Source organism: Sphingobium sp. CFD-2 (assembly GCF_024611135.1).
In the GTDB taxonomy this organism is placed as follows: Bacteria; Pseudomonadota; Alphaproteobacteria; order Sphingomonadales; family Sphingomonadaceae; genus Sphingobium; species Sphingobium fuliginis.
The window spans coordinates 2,059,028-2,072,199 of the sequence record NZ_CP084405.1 but is presented as its reverse complement, the minus strand read 5'-3'; the positions used below and the strand labels follow the sequence as shown (position 1 = coordinate 2,072,199).

Annotated in this window: 13 protein-coding genes and 1 tRNA gene; 8 read left to right on the top strand and 6 right to left on the bottom strand. The window is 64.8% G+C overall.

Annotated features, from left to right (window positions below; genetic code table 11):
- The first annotated feature begins 1 nt into the window (after position 1).
- Complete coding sequence (gene ligD, locus LDB29_RS10035) at positions 2-2,497, top strand: DNA ligase D (protein WP_099185683.1); 2,496 nt, start codon at positions 2-4, stop codon at positions 2,495-2,497.
- Positions 2,498-2,659: 162 nt separating this feature from the next.
- Positions 2,660-2,848, top strand: a complete 189-nt coding sequence (locus LDB29_RS10030) for a hypothetical protein (protein WP_025550946.1) — start codon at positions 2,660-2,662, stop codon at positions 2,846-2,848.
- Positions 2,849-2,957: 109 nt separating this feature from the next.
- Here LDB29_RS10030 and LDB29_RS10025 read toward each other — a convergent pair whose 3' ends face one another.
- Entirely contained in the window at positions 2,958-3,347 is a 390-nt protein-coding gene (locus tag LDB29_RS10025; protein WP_025550944.1) for an EF-hand domain-containing protein, read from the bottom strand.
- 255 nt (positions 3,348-3,602) lie between these two features.
- Between LDB29_RS10025 and purB the strand changes: the two genes are divergently transcribed.
- Positions 3,603-4,916, top strand: coding sequence for an adenylosuccinate lyase (gene purB, locus LDB29_RS10020; RefSeq protein ID WP_025550942.1), 1,314 nt, complete (start codon positions 3,603-3,605; stop codon positions 4,914-4,916).
- Between the two features lie 126 nt (positions 4,917-5,042).
- Here the strand turns inward: purB and LDB29_RS10015 are convergent, their stop codons facing one another.
- From LDB29_RS10015 to LDB29_RS10000, 4 genes are all read right to left on the bottom strand, one after another.
- The gene (locus LDB29_RS10015) at positions 5,043-6,089 is read right to left on the bottom strand and encodes a LacI family DNA-binding transcriptional regulator (protein ID WP_025550940.1); all 1,047 of its coding nucleotides are present in this window, start codon (positions 6,087-6,089) and stop codon (positions 5,043-5,045) included.
- A 66-nt stretch (positions 6,090-6,155) separates the two neighbouring features.
- A complete protein-coding gene (locus LDB29_RS10010) occupies positions 6,156-6,650 on the bottom strand; it encodes an Lrp/AsnC family transcriptional regulator (protein WP_025550938.1) in 495 nt (164 codons plus the stop codon).
- Positions 6,651-6,708: 58 nt separating this feature from the next.
- Positions 6,709-6,785, bottom strand: a tRNA-Pro gene (locus LDB29_RS10005).
- Between the two features lie 104 nt (positions 6,786-6,889).
- Entirely contained in the window at positions 6,890-7,183 is a 294-nt protein-coding gene (locus tag LDB29_RS10000; protein ID WP_257554064.1) for a JAB domain-containing protein, read from the bottom strand.
- 156 nt (positions 7,184-7,339) lie between these two features.
- Between LDB29_RS10000 and thyA the strand changes: the two genes are divergently transcribed.
- The 4 genes from thyA (at position 7,340) to LDB29_RS09980 (ending at position 12,029) form a co-directional block, all read left to right on the top strand.
- Positions 7,340-8,275, top strand: a complete 936-nt coding sequence (gene thyA, locus LDB29_RS09995; RefSeq protein WP_025550934.1) for a thymidylate synthase — start codon at positions 7,340-7,342, stop codon at positions 8,273-8,275.
- Between the two features lie 107 nt (positions 8,276-8,382).
- Positions 8,383-9,678: a 3-methyl-2-oxobutanoate dehydrogenase (2-methylpropanoyl-transferring) subunit alpha gene (locus LDB29_RS09990; protein WP_025550933.1), complete on the top strand. Its 1,296-nt coding sequence runs from the start codon at positions 8,383-8,385 to the stop codon at positions 9,676-9,678.
- Positions 9,679-9,728: 50 nt separating this feature from the next.
- Positions 9,729-10,733, top strand: coding sequence for an alpha-ketoacid dehydrogenase subunit beta (locus tag LDB29_RS09985; protein ID WP_025550931.1), 1,005 nt, complete (start codon positions 9,729-9,731; stop codon positions 10,731-10,733).
- A gap of 9 nt (positions 10,734-10,742) precedes the next feature.
- The gene (locus tag LDB29_RS09980; RefSeq protein ID WP_025550929.1) at positions 10,743-12,029 is read left to right on the top strand and encodes a dihydrolipoamide acetyltransferase family protein; all 1,287 of its coding nucleotides are present in this window, start codon (positions 10,743-10,745) and stop codon (positions 12,027-12,029) included.
- A gap of 57 nt (positions 12,030-12,086) precedes the next feature.
- Here LDB29_RS09980 and LDB29_RS09975 read toward each other — a convergent pair whose 3' ends face one another.
- Complete coding sequence (locus LDB29_RS09975; RefSeq protein ID WP_025550927.1) at positions 12,087-12,782, bottom strand: hypothetical protein; 696 nt, start codon at positions 12,780-12,782, stop codon at positions 12,087-12,089.
- 160 nt (positions 12,783-12,942) lie between these two features.
- Here LDB29_RS09975 and LDB29_RS09970 point away from each other — a divergent pair, with 160 nt between their 5' ends.
- Positions 12,943-13,164 (top strand): hypothetical protein, encoded by a 222-nt coding sequence (locus LDB29_RS09970; RefSeq protein WP_025550926.1) that lies wholly within the window; start codon positions 12,943-12,945, stop codon positions 13,162-13,164.
- Positions 13,165-13,172 lie beyond the last annotated feature (8 nt).

The following is a 13,172-nucleotide window of genomic DNA, read 5'->3' as shown; positions in this document are numbered from 1 at the left end:
CATGGCCGATGCCGATCCGCTCAGCACCTATAACCGCAAGCGCGATTTCACCCGCACCCGCGAGCCGGCGGGCAAGCGCGGACGCAGCCACGGCAATGGCAACGGCTTCATCGTGCAGAAGCACGATGCGACCCGCCTGCATTATGACTTCCGCCTGGAAATGGATGGCGTGCTCAAGAGCTGGGCAGTGACGCGCGGCCCCAGCATCGATCCCGCGGACAAGCGGCTGGCCGTCCGCACGGAGGATCATCCGCTGTCCTATGCGACGTTCGAGGGGACCATTCCCAAGGGGGAATATGGCGGCGGCACCGTGATGCTCTGGGACGAGGGCACATGGGAACCCGTTCCGGGCAAGAGCGCGAGCGACATCGAAAAAGGGCATCTCCATTTCATCCTGCACGGGCAGCGGATGCGGGGCGAATGGCTGCTGATCCGACTGAAGCCGCGGGGCAGGGAAAAGGGAGAAAACTGGCTGCTGCGCAAGATCGAGGATGCCCATGCCGGCAGCGCGGACGAACTGACCGCGCGCGAGCTGACGAGCATCAGGAGCGGTCGCACCATGGCGGAAATCGCCGCCGGCACGCCGCCCATGTCGCTGAAGGGGAAGAGGGGAAAAGCCTTCGACGCGGCGATGGCGCAGGCCGACCGCGCCGTCCCGGCGAAAAGGCGCGCCAAGGCAGGGACGGGCCGCATGCCGGCCTTCCGGCCGCCGCAACTGGCGACGCTGGTCGATGCCGTGCCCACGGGCAATGGCTGGATGCACGAGATCAAATATGACGGCTATCGCTGTCTGGTTTCCGTATCGGGCGGGAAGGTCAAGATCTTTACGCGGTCGGGCCTCGACTGGACGGATCGGTTTGCGCCGTTGCCGGCGGAAATCGGGGCGATGAACCTGCCCGCAGCCCTGATCGATGGCGAAATCGTCGCCCCCGGCAGCGATGGGAATCCGGATTTCTCCACGCTTCAGCAGGTGTTGAAGGGAGAGGGAAAGGCGGCGCTGCACCTGTTCGCCTTCGACCTGCTGCATCTGGACGGGCAGGATCTGACCGCCATGCCCAATATCGGCCGCAAGGAAAAGCTGGCGGGCCTGTTGGGGGAGGGTTCCGCCCATGTCCATGTCGGCGATCACGTCGTCGGCGCCGGGGAAAAGCTGTTCCACGCCATGTGCGGCGCAGGGCAGGAGGGGATTATTTCCAAGCGCGCCGACGCTGCCTATCGCGGTGCGCGCACGAAGAACTGGCTGAAGGTCAAATGCACCCGCCGTCAGGAATTCGTCATCGTCGGCTGGACTCCCAGCAGCGCCAGCGGCCGATCCATCCGCAACCTGCTGCTTGGCCAGCGGGAAGGGGATGGCCTGGTCTATGCGGGAAAGGTCGGCACGGGCTTCAACGCCGCCAACAGCGCCGGACTGATCGCCGCCCTGGGCAAGCGCGGGCGCAAGGCCGCCGCGCTCAACGTGCCGCGCAGCGAAAGCAAAGGCGCCCAATGGGTCCGCCCCGATCTGGTCGCTGAAATCGCCTTTGCCGAATTCACGGCGGAGAATATCGTCCGCCATGCCAGCTTCCTTGGCCTGCGCGAGGACAAGGCAGCCGGCGACGTTCGACGCGAGGAAGCCATGCCGACGCCCGAAGCCCATAGCTCGATCCGGATCAGCAATCCCGACCGGCTGATCTTTCCGGAGGCGAAGATCACCAAGGGCGAGCTGGCCGATTATTACGCCCGCATGGGCGCGGCGATGCTGCCCTGGATCGCCCGCCGGCCGATCAGTCTGGTCCGCTGTCCGCAGGGCCGGGCGAAGAAATGCTTCTTCCAGAAGCATGACAGCGGCAGCTTCGGCGATCATGTCAAACATGTCCCGATCCGCGAGAAGGAAGGGAATGAGGAGGATTATCTCTATATCGAGGATAGCGAGGGATTATTGGCCTGCGTCCAGATGGGCGCGATCGAATTTCATGGCTGGGGGTCCAGTGTCGCGGATGTGGAGCGGCCGGATCGCATGATCTTCGACCTCGATCCCGACGAAGGGCTGGACTTCGAGGATGTGAAGAAGGCCGCGCGGGACATCCGGCGGGCGCTGGAGGATCTGGGCCTCACCAGCTTCGCCATGCTGTCCGGCGGCAAGGGCATCCACGTCGTCGTGCCGCTGACGCCGCAGGCGCAATGGCCGGAGGTCAAGGATTTCGCGGACCGCTTCGCCCGCGCCCTCGCCACCCAGGAACCGGACCGCTTCACCGCGACGATGAGCAAGGCGAAGCGCAAGGGCCGCATCTTCATCGACTGGCTGCGCAACCAGCGCGGCGCGACGGCTGTGCTGCCCTATGTGGTGCGCGCCCGCGAGCCGGCTTCCGTCGCCGCCCCCGTCACCTGGGAAGAGCTGGACGGGATCGACAGCGCCGCGCACTTCACGGTGAAGGATGCTGCCGTCCTGCTGGACCGCGCCTCTTCGCGGGACCTGCGCGGCTGGGGCGAGGCGCATCAGCCGCTGCCGGCGCATTAGGACGGCCTGCGTCAAATCCGACGGGGACCTTACGCTCCGGATTTTTGCTGTAGCATCGGTGCGAAGGGAGAGCGGGTTCGCGCTTCCCACACGGCGCTTGGGCGGATTTTTGCCGCATTCGCCTTTTCTGCGCCTGTGCTTTGTTGCATATCGGGAATCACCATGACGAAGCCGACCGAAGAAGCGCCCGATAGCGGCGCCGCCGCCCCCGCCTCCACCGCCGAGACGTCCGACATGGCCTCCGCAGCGCGCAAATCGGCGGGCAAGGCGGTCTGGATGGGAACGGCCGTCGGCATAGGATCGGCCGCCATCGTCGCGGCGCTGCTCTACGCGAACAAGAAACGGGGCTGAAGCTCCCTCCGGGAAAGCGGAAAAAAAGGAGGCGGCATGGCCTTCGCTCCACGCCGCCTCATGATGCGACCCTTCCAGGGCTCTGTCCCCGCTCGGACGGGGAATTATCCTATGCCGCGCTGCCGCTCAGATAGGCGATCAGTTCCGGCTTGCTGACCGACATGCTCTTGTCCGCGTCGGCGGTGACGAAGGCGCCGTCGGCCCAGGCGGTCACTTCGGCGGGCGGAAGGGACTGGCCCGTCGCCTTCAGCTCCTGATCCTTGAGCGCCACCATCCAGCGCGAAAATTCCGCCTTGTCGAGCTGCCCGTCATGATTCTGGTCATAGGCCGGAAATTCCGTATCGACGATGGATGCGACCGCATCGCCCGACGCGGCGGGCTGGGCCTCATTCCCCTGCGGAGAGGCCGGAGCGGCTTCCTGCGGCGCGGCTGCCCCCGCCTGCGCAAGGGCGGGCGTTGCGGCCAGGAGGGCGCCCGTCAGAAGAAATGCGCGGATCATCATCTGCTCCAGAACCGATCGTCCGTATTTCACATGGGGTAATAGCCAGATAAAACATGTGGTTCCTGACTTTTTGTTCATGCCGCTCCACTCATCTTCCGATTCGCGTCGTTTCGCCGCCCGATCCTGCCATTAATGGGATGAAGTACGGGAAAGCGGCGCTTCCTGCCCTGTCCTTGCGGTCGATTTGCCCCGGAAAGGCGGTGCTGCTAGGCGGCGCGGCGACATTCAACTCATGCACGCAGGATTCGCCCGATGGTCCCCCGTTACGCCCGCCCGCAAATGACCGCCCTCTGGGAGCCGGAAGCCCGCTTCAAAATCTGGTTCGAGATTGAGGCGCATGCGACCGAAAAGCTGGGCGAACTGGGCGTCGTGCCGACATCCGCGGCCAAGGCGCTCTGGGACTGGTGGGCGACCGAGCCCGCGATCGACGTGCCGGCCATCGATGCGATCGAGGCCGTGACCAAGCATGACGTCATCGCCTTCCTGACCTGGGTCGCGGAGCAGGTGGGCGACGAAGCCCGCTTCATGCATCAGGGCATGACGTCCAGCGATGTGCTCGATACCTGCCTTGCCGTGCAGTTGAGCCGCGCCGCCGACCTGTTGATCGAGGATCTCGACAAGCTGCTGGAGGTCATCAAGCGCCGCGCCTATGAGCATAAGCTGACCCCGACCATCGGCCGCAGCCATGGCATCCATGCGGAGCCGGTGACCTTCGGCCTTAAAATGGCAGAGGCTTATGCGGAGTTCAGCCGCTGCAAGGCGCGCCTGATCGCCGCCCGTGCCGAAGTCGCGACCTGCGCCATTTCCGGCGCGGTGGGCACCTTCGCCAATATCGACCCCCGCGTCGAGGAGCATGTCGCGGAAAAGCTGGGCCTTGCCATCGAGCCGGTGTCGACGCAGGTCATCCCGCGCGACCGCCATGCGATGTTCTTCGCCACGCTGGGCGTGATCGCCTCCTCCATCGAGCGGCTCGCCGTCGAGGTCCGCCACCTTCAGCGCACCGAGGTGCTGGAGGCGGAGGAATATTTCTCGCCCGGCCAGAAGGGCAGTTCCGCCATGCCGCACAAGCGCAATCCGGTGCTGACCGAGAATCTGACCGGCCTTGCCCGCATGGTGCGCAGCTATGCCCTGCCGGCGATGGAGAATGTGGCGCTGTGGCATGAGCGCGACATTTCGCACTCGTCGGTCGAGCGCTATATCGGTCCCGACGCGACCATCACGCTCGACTTCGCGCTGGGCCGGCTGACGGGCGTCATCGACAAGCTGCTCGTCTACCCTGAGCGGATGATGAAGAATCTCGACAAGATGGGCGGCCTGGTCCACTCGCAGCGGGTGCTGCTGGCGCTGACGCAGGCGGGCGTCTCGCGGGAGGACAGCTACCGCTATGTCCAGCGCAATGCGATGAAGGTCTGGGAATCGGACGGCCAGCTATCGCTGATGGAATTGCTGAAGGCCGACCCCGACGTCGCGGCCGCCCTCACGGCGGAGCAGATCGAAGAGAAGTTCAACCTCGACTATCACTTCCGCCAGGTCGACACGATCTTCCGCCGGGTGTTCGGGGAATAGGATCGAACAGGCCCGGCAAGCCGTGCCGGGCCTGCCGGTTCCGTGCTGCTGTGAAAGCAGGAGCACGGTGCAGCCCTGGTGGATCGCTGCCGCGCTAGAACCCGGTCCCTCATGACGGAAAAGCCGTCAATGCGGAACGGCGTCCGACTGCCGCCGGATCAGCTCATAATCGAGCAGCAGATGCGAAGGCTTTTCCCCCGACTTGCCCTTGCGCGCCTTGATCTGCCGCACCAGCAATTCGACGGCGGCACGTGACATCGCGCTGATCGGCTGGCGGATCGTCGTCAATTCAGGCCAGATCGTGGTCGCCAGCGACGTATCGTCGAAGCCGCAGACGGTCAGGTCGCCCGGCACGTCCAGTCCGCTGCGATGGGCGATGGCGACGGCCGCCGCCGCCATGTCGTCATTGCTGGCGAAGATCGCGGTCGGCGGCTCGGGCAGCGCCAGAATGCGTTCCGCCGCATCCAGTCCGGAGCGATAGGTGAAATAACCCTGCTCGACCAGCGTCTCGTCCGGCTCGATACCCGCCTCCGCCAGCGCATCGCCATAGCCTTCGAACCGGCGCTGGCTGGCGCTCTGGTTCGGGTGGCCCTTGATGAAGCCGATGCGGCGGTGGCCCAGCGCGATCAGATGGCGCGTCATCGCCAGCGCGGCGGCATGGTCGTCGATGCTGACGGCTGACATGTCTGCGGGCGCTTCCCCGGTGGCGACCGCGACCGCGACGATGTCCGCCGCCTTCAGCGCATCCTTCATGGCCTGATGATCGCACAATGGGGGCGGAAGGATGACTCCGTTGATCCGGCCGCGCAACAGATGGTCGACCACCGTGTCGATGGCGGTTTCCTCATCCCATTTCTCCACCACCAGATCGACCCCGCTGCGGCTGGCCTGGTCCAGGCTGCCGACCAGGAATTCGCTCAGATAGGAGGCCGACGGGTTGCTGTAGAGCAGGCCGATACGGGTTTCGTCCCCGCCCGCCAGACTGCGCGCGGCGGCGCTGGGCGAATAGTTGAGCGCGGCGATGGCCGCTTCCACCTTTTCCTTGGTGGCGCTTCTCACGATCTGTTCGCCGTTGATGACGCGGGACACCGTCATGGGCGACACACCCGCATGTTTCGCAACATCGTTGATGGTAGGGGCGTTGCGCTGCCGCCTAGAGCTTCTCGGTTCCATGAGCGTAATGGTAACGGGAAGCTCGCCCGATACTAAGCAAAATCCTCCAACCCGCTTCCGGACCGGTCAGGCGCGGCCCCTGTTCCGGGGATGGCCGCCCGCATCCAGCACGGTTTCCATCGCGACATAGGTGGAGGTGCTGGCGACATGGGGCAGGCTGGAGATCTTCTCGCCCAGCACGGCGCGGTAACGGCGGATGTCGGCGGTCCTCACCTTCAGCAGATAATCGAAGCTGCTGGCGATCATATGGCATTCCTCGACCTCGGGAATGCGGCGGACGGCGGCATTGAACTCATCCAGCGCCTTTTCGCGCGTGTCGGACAGCTTCACCTCCGCAAAGGCGACATGGTCCATGCCCAGCTTCGCGGGATCGACGATGGCGCGAAACCCGCGGATCACCCCGGTGTCGATGAGGCGACGCAGGCGAACCTGACAGGGCGTCTTGGACAGGCCCACCGTCTGGGCAAGATCGGTGACTGTCATGCGGCCATCCTCGACCAGGGCGGCTACGATCTTCCGATCGAACTCGTCCATTTCGATCGTCGTCGGCTGATTTTTCATGGATTGCGCCGTGGGAGCAAGTTGTCGCGAAAAGCCATGCATTTTCCGACAAGGATGATGGTCGGGGAGAGAGGATTCGAACCTCCGGCCCCTGCCTCCCGAAGACAGTGCTCTACCAGGCTGAGCTACTCCCCGACCGATAGCGGGTCCGGTTCGAGGCGGTCCCGCTGGGCAGGCCGCAGCCTATAGAGGCGGCTTTTCCGGCTGGCAAGCGGCCGATGCGGTTTTTTTTGGGCAGCCTATAAAAGCCCCGCCTGGCGGAAGCTGAAATGGCCTTTTCCGGTGTGGATCACATGGTCCGCCAGTGCGATCTCGATCGGCCGCAGGCGTTTCGACAGGGTCCGGGTCAGCCGGATGTCGGCCCAGCGGGGAAGGGGGCTGCCCGGCCGTTGCTGTTCGATCGCGAGCCAATGGCTTTCCCATTGCAGCAGCGCGCCCACGGTGCAGTGCCAGTCCTGATCGGCGCGCAGCCGGTGGAGCGGGCGCCATTCCTCGTCCAGGACGAGGAGGTTTAGGGAAACGCATTCACGCATGCGCGGCAGAATGGGCTTGCGCCGCGTGAGCGGTAGGGGAAGGCTGATCCCTTTCCGACCGGATGGCGGACAATTTGATCCGTTTCGCAGCATTTGGCGTCGGCGGGCCGCTTCGCTACAGGAGGGGACATTCGCCAGAATCATGAAAGTGTCCGCATGGCATCCTTCCCGCCCCATTATGAGCAGCAATATCTGGACCTGATGCGGCATATCTGGCGGCATGGGGATGAGCGGATCGACCGGACGGGCGTGGGCACGCGGTCGATATTGGGCGCGACGATGCGCTTCTCCCTGGCCGACGATGCGGTGCCGCTGCTCACCACCAAGCGGGTCTACTGGAAAGTCGCGGCGCGGGAGATGCTCTGGTTCCTGACCGGCGACACCAACATTCGCGAACTGGTGCGGCAGGGCGTGCATATCTGGACCGACTGGCCGCTCGACAGCTATCGCCGGGCCACGGGCGAGGATATCGACCGCGATGCGTTCGAGGCGCGGATCGTCGAGGATGAGGCTTTCGCGGCGCGTTGGGGCGATCTGGGGCCGGTCTATGGCGCGCAATGGGTGAATTGGCCGCGCTATGAGGAGGTCGGGGATGGGCTCTACCGCCGGGCCGCGCAGGGACATAACCAGATTGCCGATCTGGTCGAAGCGATCCGGACCAGTCCCGGATCGCGGCGTTTGCTGTTCACTGGCTGGAACGTGGCGGAAGTATCGCGCATGGCGCTGCCGCCCTGCCACATGACCTATCAGTTCCAGGTGGCGAACGGGCGCCTGAACGGGCTGCTGTTCCAGCGGAGCTGCGATCTGGGGCTGGGATTCGCCTTCAATATCTTCGGCCTGTCGATGATCACCCGGATGCTGGCGCAGCAATGCGATCTGGAGGCAGGCGAGATCGTCTGGCAGGGCGGGGACGTGCATCTCTACCTCAACCATGCCGCGCTGGTGGAGGAGCAGATCGAGCGAATTCCATCGGGCAGCCCCAAATTGCGGATCAACCGTCGGCCTTCGAGCATTTTCGACTATCGGATCGAGGATTTCGAAGTGGTCGATTATGCGCCGCAAAGGCATATCGCCGCCCCGGTCGCCGTCTAGCGGAGGACGAGGCGCGGCCAAATGGGTCAGTAAGGCTTGCCTTTGCGGGTGTTGTAATATAATAATTGCACTGAGCAATATTATTGCAATGCACAAAAGGAGGCAGGATGAGCGACCGGATCGATTCGGACGCCGGAATGGAAGGGGCGGGGCGTAATCTGCCGCCGCTTCGGCTGCATGTGCCGGAGCCGAAATTCAGGCCGGGCGACACCGCCGATTTCAGCGATTTCGACATTCCGCCCGCGGGTGCGCAGCCAAGGCCGGACGAGACCGCGCAGCCGGGCGACATGCGCGACCTTGCCTATGGGCTGGTCCGGGTGCTGGACGAGGAAGGGGCGGCGGTCGGCCCCTGGGATCCGAAGCTGCCGCCCGAAACGCTGCTGAAGATGCTGCGGGCCATGGCGCTGACCCGGGCGTTCGACGCGCGCATGTTCCGCGCGCAGCGGCAGGGCAAGACCAGCTTCTACATGAAGTCGACGGGTGAGGAAGCCGTGTCGATCGGCGCCGCGGCTGCGCTGGCCAGCGACGACATGTGCTTCCCCAGCTATCGCCAGCAGGGCATATTGATCGCGCGTGGCTGGCCCATCGTCGACATGATGAACCAGATCTATTCGAACAAGGGCGACAGGCTGAAGGGGCGCCAGCTTCCCATCATGTATTCGGCGCGGGAGGCGGGGTTCTTCTCCATTTCCGGCAACCTCACGACCCAATATCCGCAGGCGGTGGGCTGGGCCATGGCCAGCGCGGCGCGGGGCGACACGCGGATCGCGGCGACCTGGTGCGGGGAAGGGTCCACGGCGGAGGGCGACTTCCATTCCGCCTGCACCTTTGCCAGCGTCTATCGCGCGCCTGTGATCATGAATGTCGTGAACAACCAGTGGGCGATCAGCAGCTTTTCGGGCTTTGCGGGCGCCGAAGCGACGACCTTCGCGGCGCGGGCCATCGGCTATGGCATTGCCGGCCTCAGGGTCGACGGCAACGATGCGCTGGCGGTCTATGCTGCGACGCGCTGGGCCGCCGACAGGGCACGGGCCAATGCGGGCCCGACCCTGATCGAACATTTCACCTATCGGGTCGAGGGGCACAGCACGTCGGACGATCCCAGCGCCTATCGTTCCGCCGATGAGGCGAGCCACTGGCCGCTGGGCGACCCCATCGCACGGCTGCGGAAACATTGCATCGCGCTCGGCATCTGGGACGAGGAGCGGCATGCGGCGATGGACAGGGAACTGGCCGAAACGGTCCGCGACGCGGCGCGGGAAGCGGAGAAGAACGGCATCCTCGGCCACGGCCTGCACCACCCGATGGAATCGATGTTCGAGGATGTGTTCGAGGAAATGCCCTGGCACCTGCGCGAGCAGCAGCAGCAGATGCTCGACGAATGGAAGGCGGCCGGCCTGTGAGCGACATGATGAGCGAAGCGGTTACGGAAACCCACGGCGATACGGTCCAGATGAACATGATCCAGGCGATCAACAGCGCTCTGGACGTGATGATGGAGCGCGACCCCGACGTGGTCGTGATGGGCGAGGATGTCGGCTATTTCGGCGGCGTCTTCCGCGCAACGGCGGGCTTGCAGCAGAAATATGGCAAGAACCGCGTGTTCGATACGCCGATCACCGAATGCGGCATTATCGGCGTCGCGGTGGGCATGGGCGCCTATGGCCTGAGGCCAGTGCCGGAGATCCAGTTTGCCGACTATATCTATCCCGCGCTGGACCAGCTTGTGTCGGAAGCGGCGCGGCTCCGCTACCGATCGGCGGGGGAGTTCATCTCGCCCATGACGGTGCGCTCGCCCTTTGGCGGCGGCATATTCGGCGGGCAGACGCACAGCCAGTCGCCCGAAGGCATCTTCACCCATGTGTCGGGGGTGAAGACGGTGATCCCATCGACGCCCTATGACGCCAAGGGCCTGTTGATCGCGGCCATAGAGGATAATGATCCCACGATCTTCTTCGAACCCAAACGCATCTACAACGGGCCGTTCAACGGGCATTACGACGCGCCGGCCAAGAGCTGGGCGGGACATGCGCAGGCGCAGGTGCCGACGGGCTATTATCGCATAAGCCTGGGCGAGGCGCGGGTGGCGCGGGCGGGCGAGGCGCTGACCATAATCTGCTATGGCACGATGGTTCATGTGGTCGAGAATATGGTTGCCGAAATGGGCGTGGATGCGGAAATCCTCGACCTGCGCACGCTGGTGCCGCTGGACATCCAGGCGATCGAGCGGTCGGTGCGGAAAACCGGGCGCTGTCTGATCGTGCATGAAGCCACGCGGACAAGCGGCTTTGGCGCGGAATTGATGGCGCAGGTGCAGGAGCGGTGCTTCTACCACCTCGAAGCGCCGATCGAGCGCGTCACCGGCTTCGACACGCCTTATCCGCACAGTCTGGAATGGGCCTATTTCCCTGGCCCGGTGCGAATTCGCGAGGCCATCAACAAGATTTTGAAGGATTGAGGGGCTGTCATGGCGCTTTTTACGTTCAGGTTGCCGGACATTGGTGAAGGCATTGCGGAAGCGGAGATCGTCGGCTGGCATGTGAAGGTCGGCGACCGGGTCGAGGAAGACCAGCCGATCGCCGACATGATGACCGACAAGGCGACGGTGGAAATGGAATCGCCGGTTGCCGGCACGGTGGTCCGGCTGGCCGGGGAGCCGGGACAGCAGATCGCCATCGGTTCCATGCTGGTGGAGATCGAGACGGAAGGAGAGAGCGAAGCGTCTGCTCCGAACGTCGAGGCAGCTCCGCCGCCCGCGATCACGGAGCCCCTGCCTGAAGCGGCGGGGGAGGGCGGCGAGCGGGGCGATCCTGCCCCAGCCGTTGCTGAGGAAAGGCCGGCCGCGCCCATGCCCTCCGCTAACCTCTCCCAGCAGGGGAGGACGGCTGCGAAGGCCGATGTGCTGGCTTCGCCCGCCGTTCGGGCCCGCGCCAGGGAACTGGGCATCGACCTTTCCCAGGTGAAGCCGAGCGGCGATCATATCCGCCATTCCGATCTCGACGCCTTTCTCCTTTACGGATCGGGGCAGGGCTATCGGCCGGCCGGGCGCTCAGGAAGGCGCGCCGACGAGGAGGTCAAGGTCATCGGCCTGCGCCGCCGCATCGCGGAGAACATGGCCGCCTCCAAACGCGCCATCCCGCATTTCTCCTATGTCGAGGAGATCGACGTCACCGCGCTGGAGGAAACCCGCGAGCAACTGAATGCCCATCGCGGCGACAAGCCGAAGCTCACCCTGCTGCCGCTGCTGATCGTGGCGATCTGCCGCGCCCTGCCCGAATTTCCCATGCTGAACGCGCGCTATGACGATGAGGCGGGCGTGGTGACGCGCTATGGCGCCGTGCATATGGGGATTGCGACCCAGACCGACGCTGGACTGATGGTGCCGGTGATCCGCGATGCGCAGGACCGCAATGTCTGGCAGCTCGCGGCGGAGATAAAAAGGCTGGCCGACGCGGCCCGCACGGGCAAGGCGAAGTCGGAGGAACTGTCCGGCTCGACGCTGACCCTCACCTCGCTGGGGCCGCTGGGCGGGGTGGCGACGACGCCGGTCATCAATCGGCCGGAAGTGGCGATCATCGGGCCGAATCGCATTATCGAGCGGCCGGTGTTCCGGGGCCGTGAAGTGGTGCCTGCCAAGCTCATGAACCTGTCGATCAGTTGCGACCATCGGGTGGTCGACGGTTGGGACGCGGCGAGCTTCGTCCAGGCGGTGCGGAAGTTGCTGGAAACGCCTGTCCTGCTGTTCGCGGATTAGGCTATTGGTGGTGGTGAGAGATGGCGGAACGCGGCCTTCTCCGTGCTGCCGGCCCCCTTATCGGCCGTTGTCCGCCAGCACGTCCACGCTCGTCTTGCCGTCGGCCGCTTGCGTGAACAGGAGCAGGAAGGCGCTGCCGTCATCCTTGCGCGAGCCGCCCAGTACATGGTCGCCGCCCATAACCTTGTGTTCGGCATCGAAACCCGCGCGGCGCGCCTGGGTATAGTAGAAGTCCATCACGCTCTGCCATGGGACAGGGGTCACGAATGTCGCCGCGCGCAGCGTGCATCCGTCCTTTTCCGCACCCGCCGCTTCCGTCAGCTGCGCGCCCGGATAGACGGTGAACGGTTCCGGCAGACGGCTGGCCCATTGCGCACCATGGATGAGTCGCTCGCGGCAGAAGGCGTTGCCGCCCGGCTTCTTCTGCTCGCTGGCGACGTCGGCGAGCGACGATTCGGATTCCTTCGCCTCCCCTTCGGCCGGCGCAGGCGTGGCGAGCAGCGTGCCGCCGGCGAGCTTGACGGATGCCGCCAGCGCAGCCGCGGCTTCGCCCTTCAGCGCAGGGAATTTGGCGGTACGCTGCGGCTGGCCGGCGAGCCGCGGATCGACCACGATCTGGTTGGCGAGCGCGTCCACCGCATTATTGGTGAGCTGGGCGTCGAGCGCGTTCAGATCATCCTCCTTCTTGCCGCAACCCGCCAGCGGCAGGGCGACAAGCATCGCCAGAACATAGAAAGACCGCACAGGCGCCATGGCTTCACTCCTTCGTAAACAGGGGATGAAGAGCAAAGGTTAATTTTCCGTTAGGGATATTGGTGAATCCGGAAATTCGATCCTGGGGCGGGCCAGTCTCTGCCAACTGGCCCGGCCTGCCGCCTTGCCCTGGGCCTGCCGACACGCCATTTGTGCAACCATGCTCAATATCCTGTCAGCTCTGATCGGCCTCGTCACCCTGATCCTGATGATCCCGGCGGTCTTTCCGCTGCTGGGGGCGCTCAACTGGCTGCTGGTGCCGGTCGCGCTGCTGGGCGCTTTTGTCGGCATGTTCTCGACCAGGAATGGCGGGCGCAATTTCTGTCTGGTCGTAGCGGCCTTCGGTGCACTGCGGCTGTTCCTGGGCGGAGGCATCCTCTGAATTCCTCC

What these genes read in the sequence shown, in the direction of transcription:
- LDB29_RS10015 (WP_025550940.1), bottom strand. Translation starts at nt 6,089, where the DNA reads ATGGAACCGAGAAGCTCTAGGCGGCAGCGCAACGCCCCTACCATCAAC.
- LDB29_RS10030 (WP_025550946.1), top strand. Translation starts at nt 2,660, where the DNA reads ATGACGAAGCCGACCGAAGAAGCGCCCGATAGCGGCGCCGCCGCCCCC.
- LDB29_RS09970 (WP_025550926.1), top strand. Translation starts at nt 12,943, where the DNA reads ATGCTCAATATCCTGTCAGCTCTGATCGGCCTCGTCACCCTGATCCTG.
- LDB29_RS09975 (WP_025550927.1), bottom strand. Translation starts at nt 12,782, where the DNA reads ATGGCGCCTGTGCGGTCTTTCTATGTTCTGGCGATGCTTGTCGCCCTG.
- LDB29_RS09985 (WP_025550931.1), top strand. Translation starts at nt 9,729, where the DNA reads ATGAACATGATCCAGGCGATCAACAGCGCTCTGGACGTGATGATGGAG.
- LDB29_RS09980 (WP_025550929.1), top strand. Translation starts at nt 10,743, where the DNA reads ATGGCGCTTTTTACGTTCAGGTTGCCGGACATTGGTGAAGGCATTGCG.
- LDB29_RS09990 (WP_025550933.1), top strand. Translation starts at nt 8,383, where the DNA reads ATGAGCGACCGGATCGATTCGGACGCCGGAATGGAAGGGGCGGGGCGT.
- purB (WP_025550942.1), top strand. Translation starts at nt 3,603, where the DNA reads ATGGTCCCCCGTTACGCCCGCCCGCAAATGACCGCCCTCTGGGAGCCG.
- LDB29_RS10025 (WP_025550944.1), bottom strand. Translation starts at nt 3,347, where the DNA reads ATGATCCGCGCATTTCTTCTGACGGGCGCCCTCCTGGCCGCAACGCCC.
- LDB29_RS10010 (WP_025550938.1), bottom strand. Translation starts at nt 6,650, where the DNA reads ATGAAAAATCAGCCGACGACGATCGAAATGGACGAGTTCGATCGGAAG.
- ligD (WP_099185683.1), top strand. Translation starts at nt 2, where the DNA reads ATGGCCGATGCCGATCCGCTCAGCACCTATAACCGCAAGCGCGATTTC.
- thyA (WP_025550934.1), top strand. Translation starts at nt 7,340, where the DNA reads ATGGCATCCTTCCCGCCCCATTATGAGCAGCAATATCTGGACCTGATG.
- LDB29_RS10000 (WP_257554064.1), bottom strand. Translation starts at nt 7,183, where the DNA reads ATGCGTGAATGCGTTTCCCTAAACCTCCTCGTCCTGGACGAGGAATGG.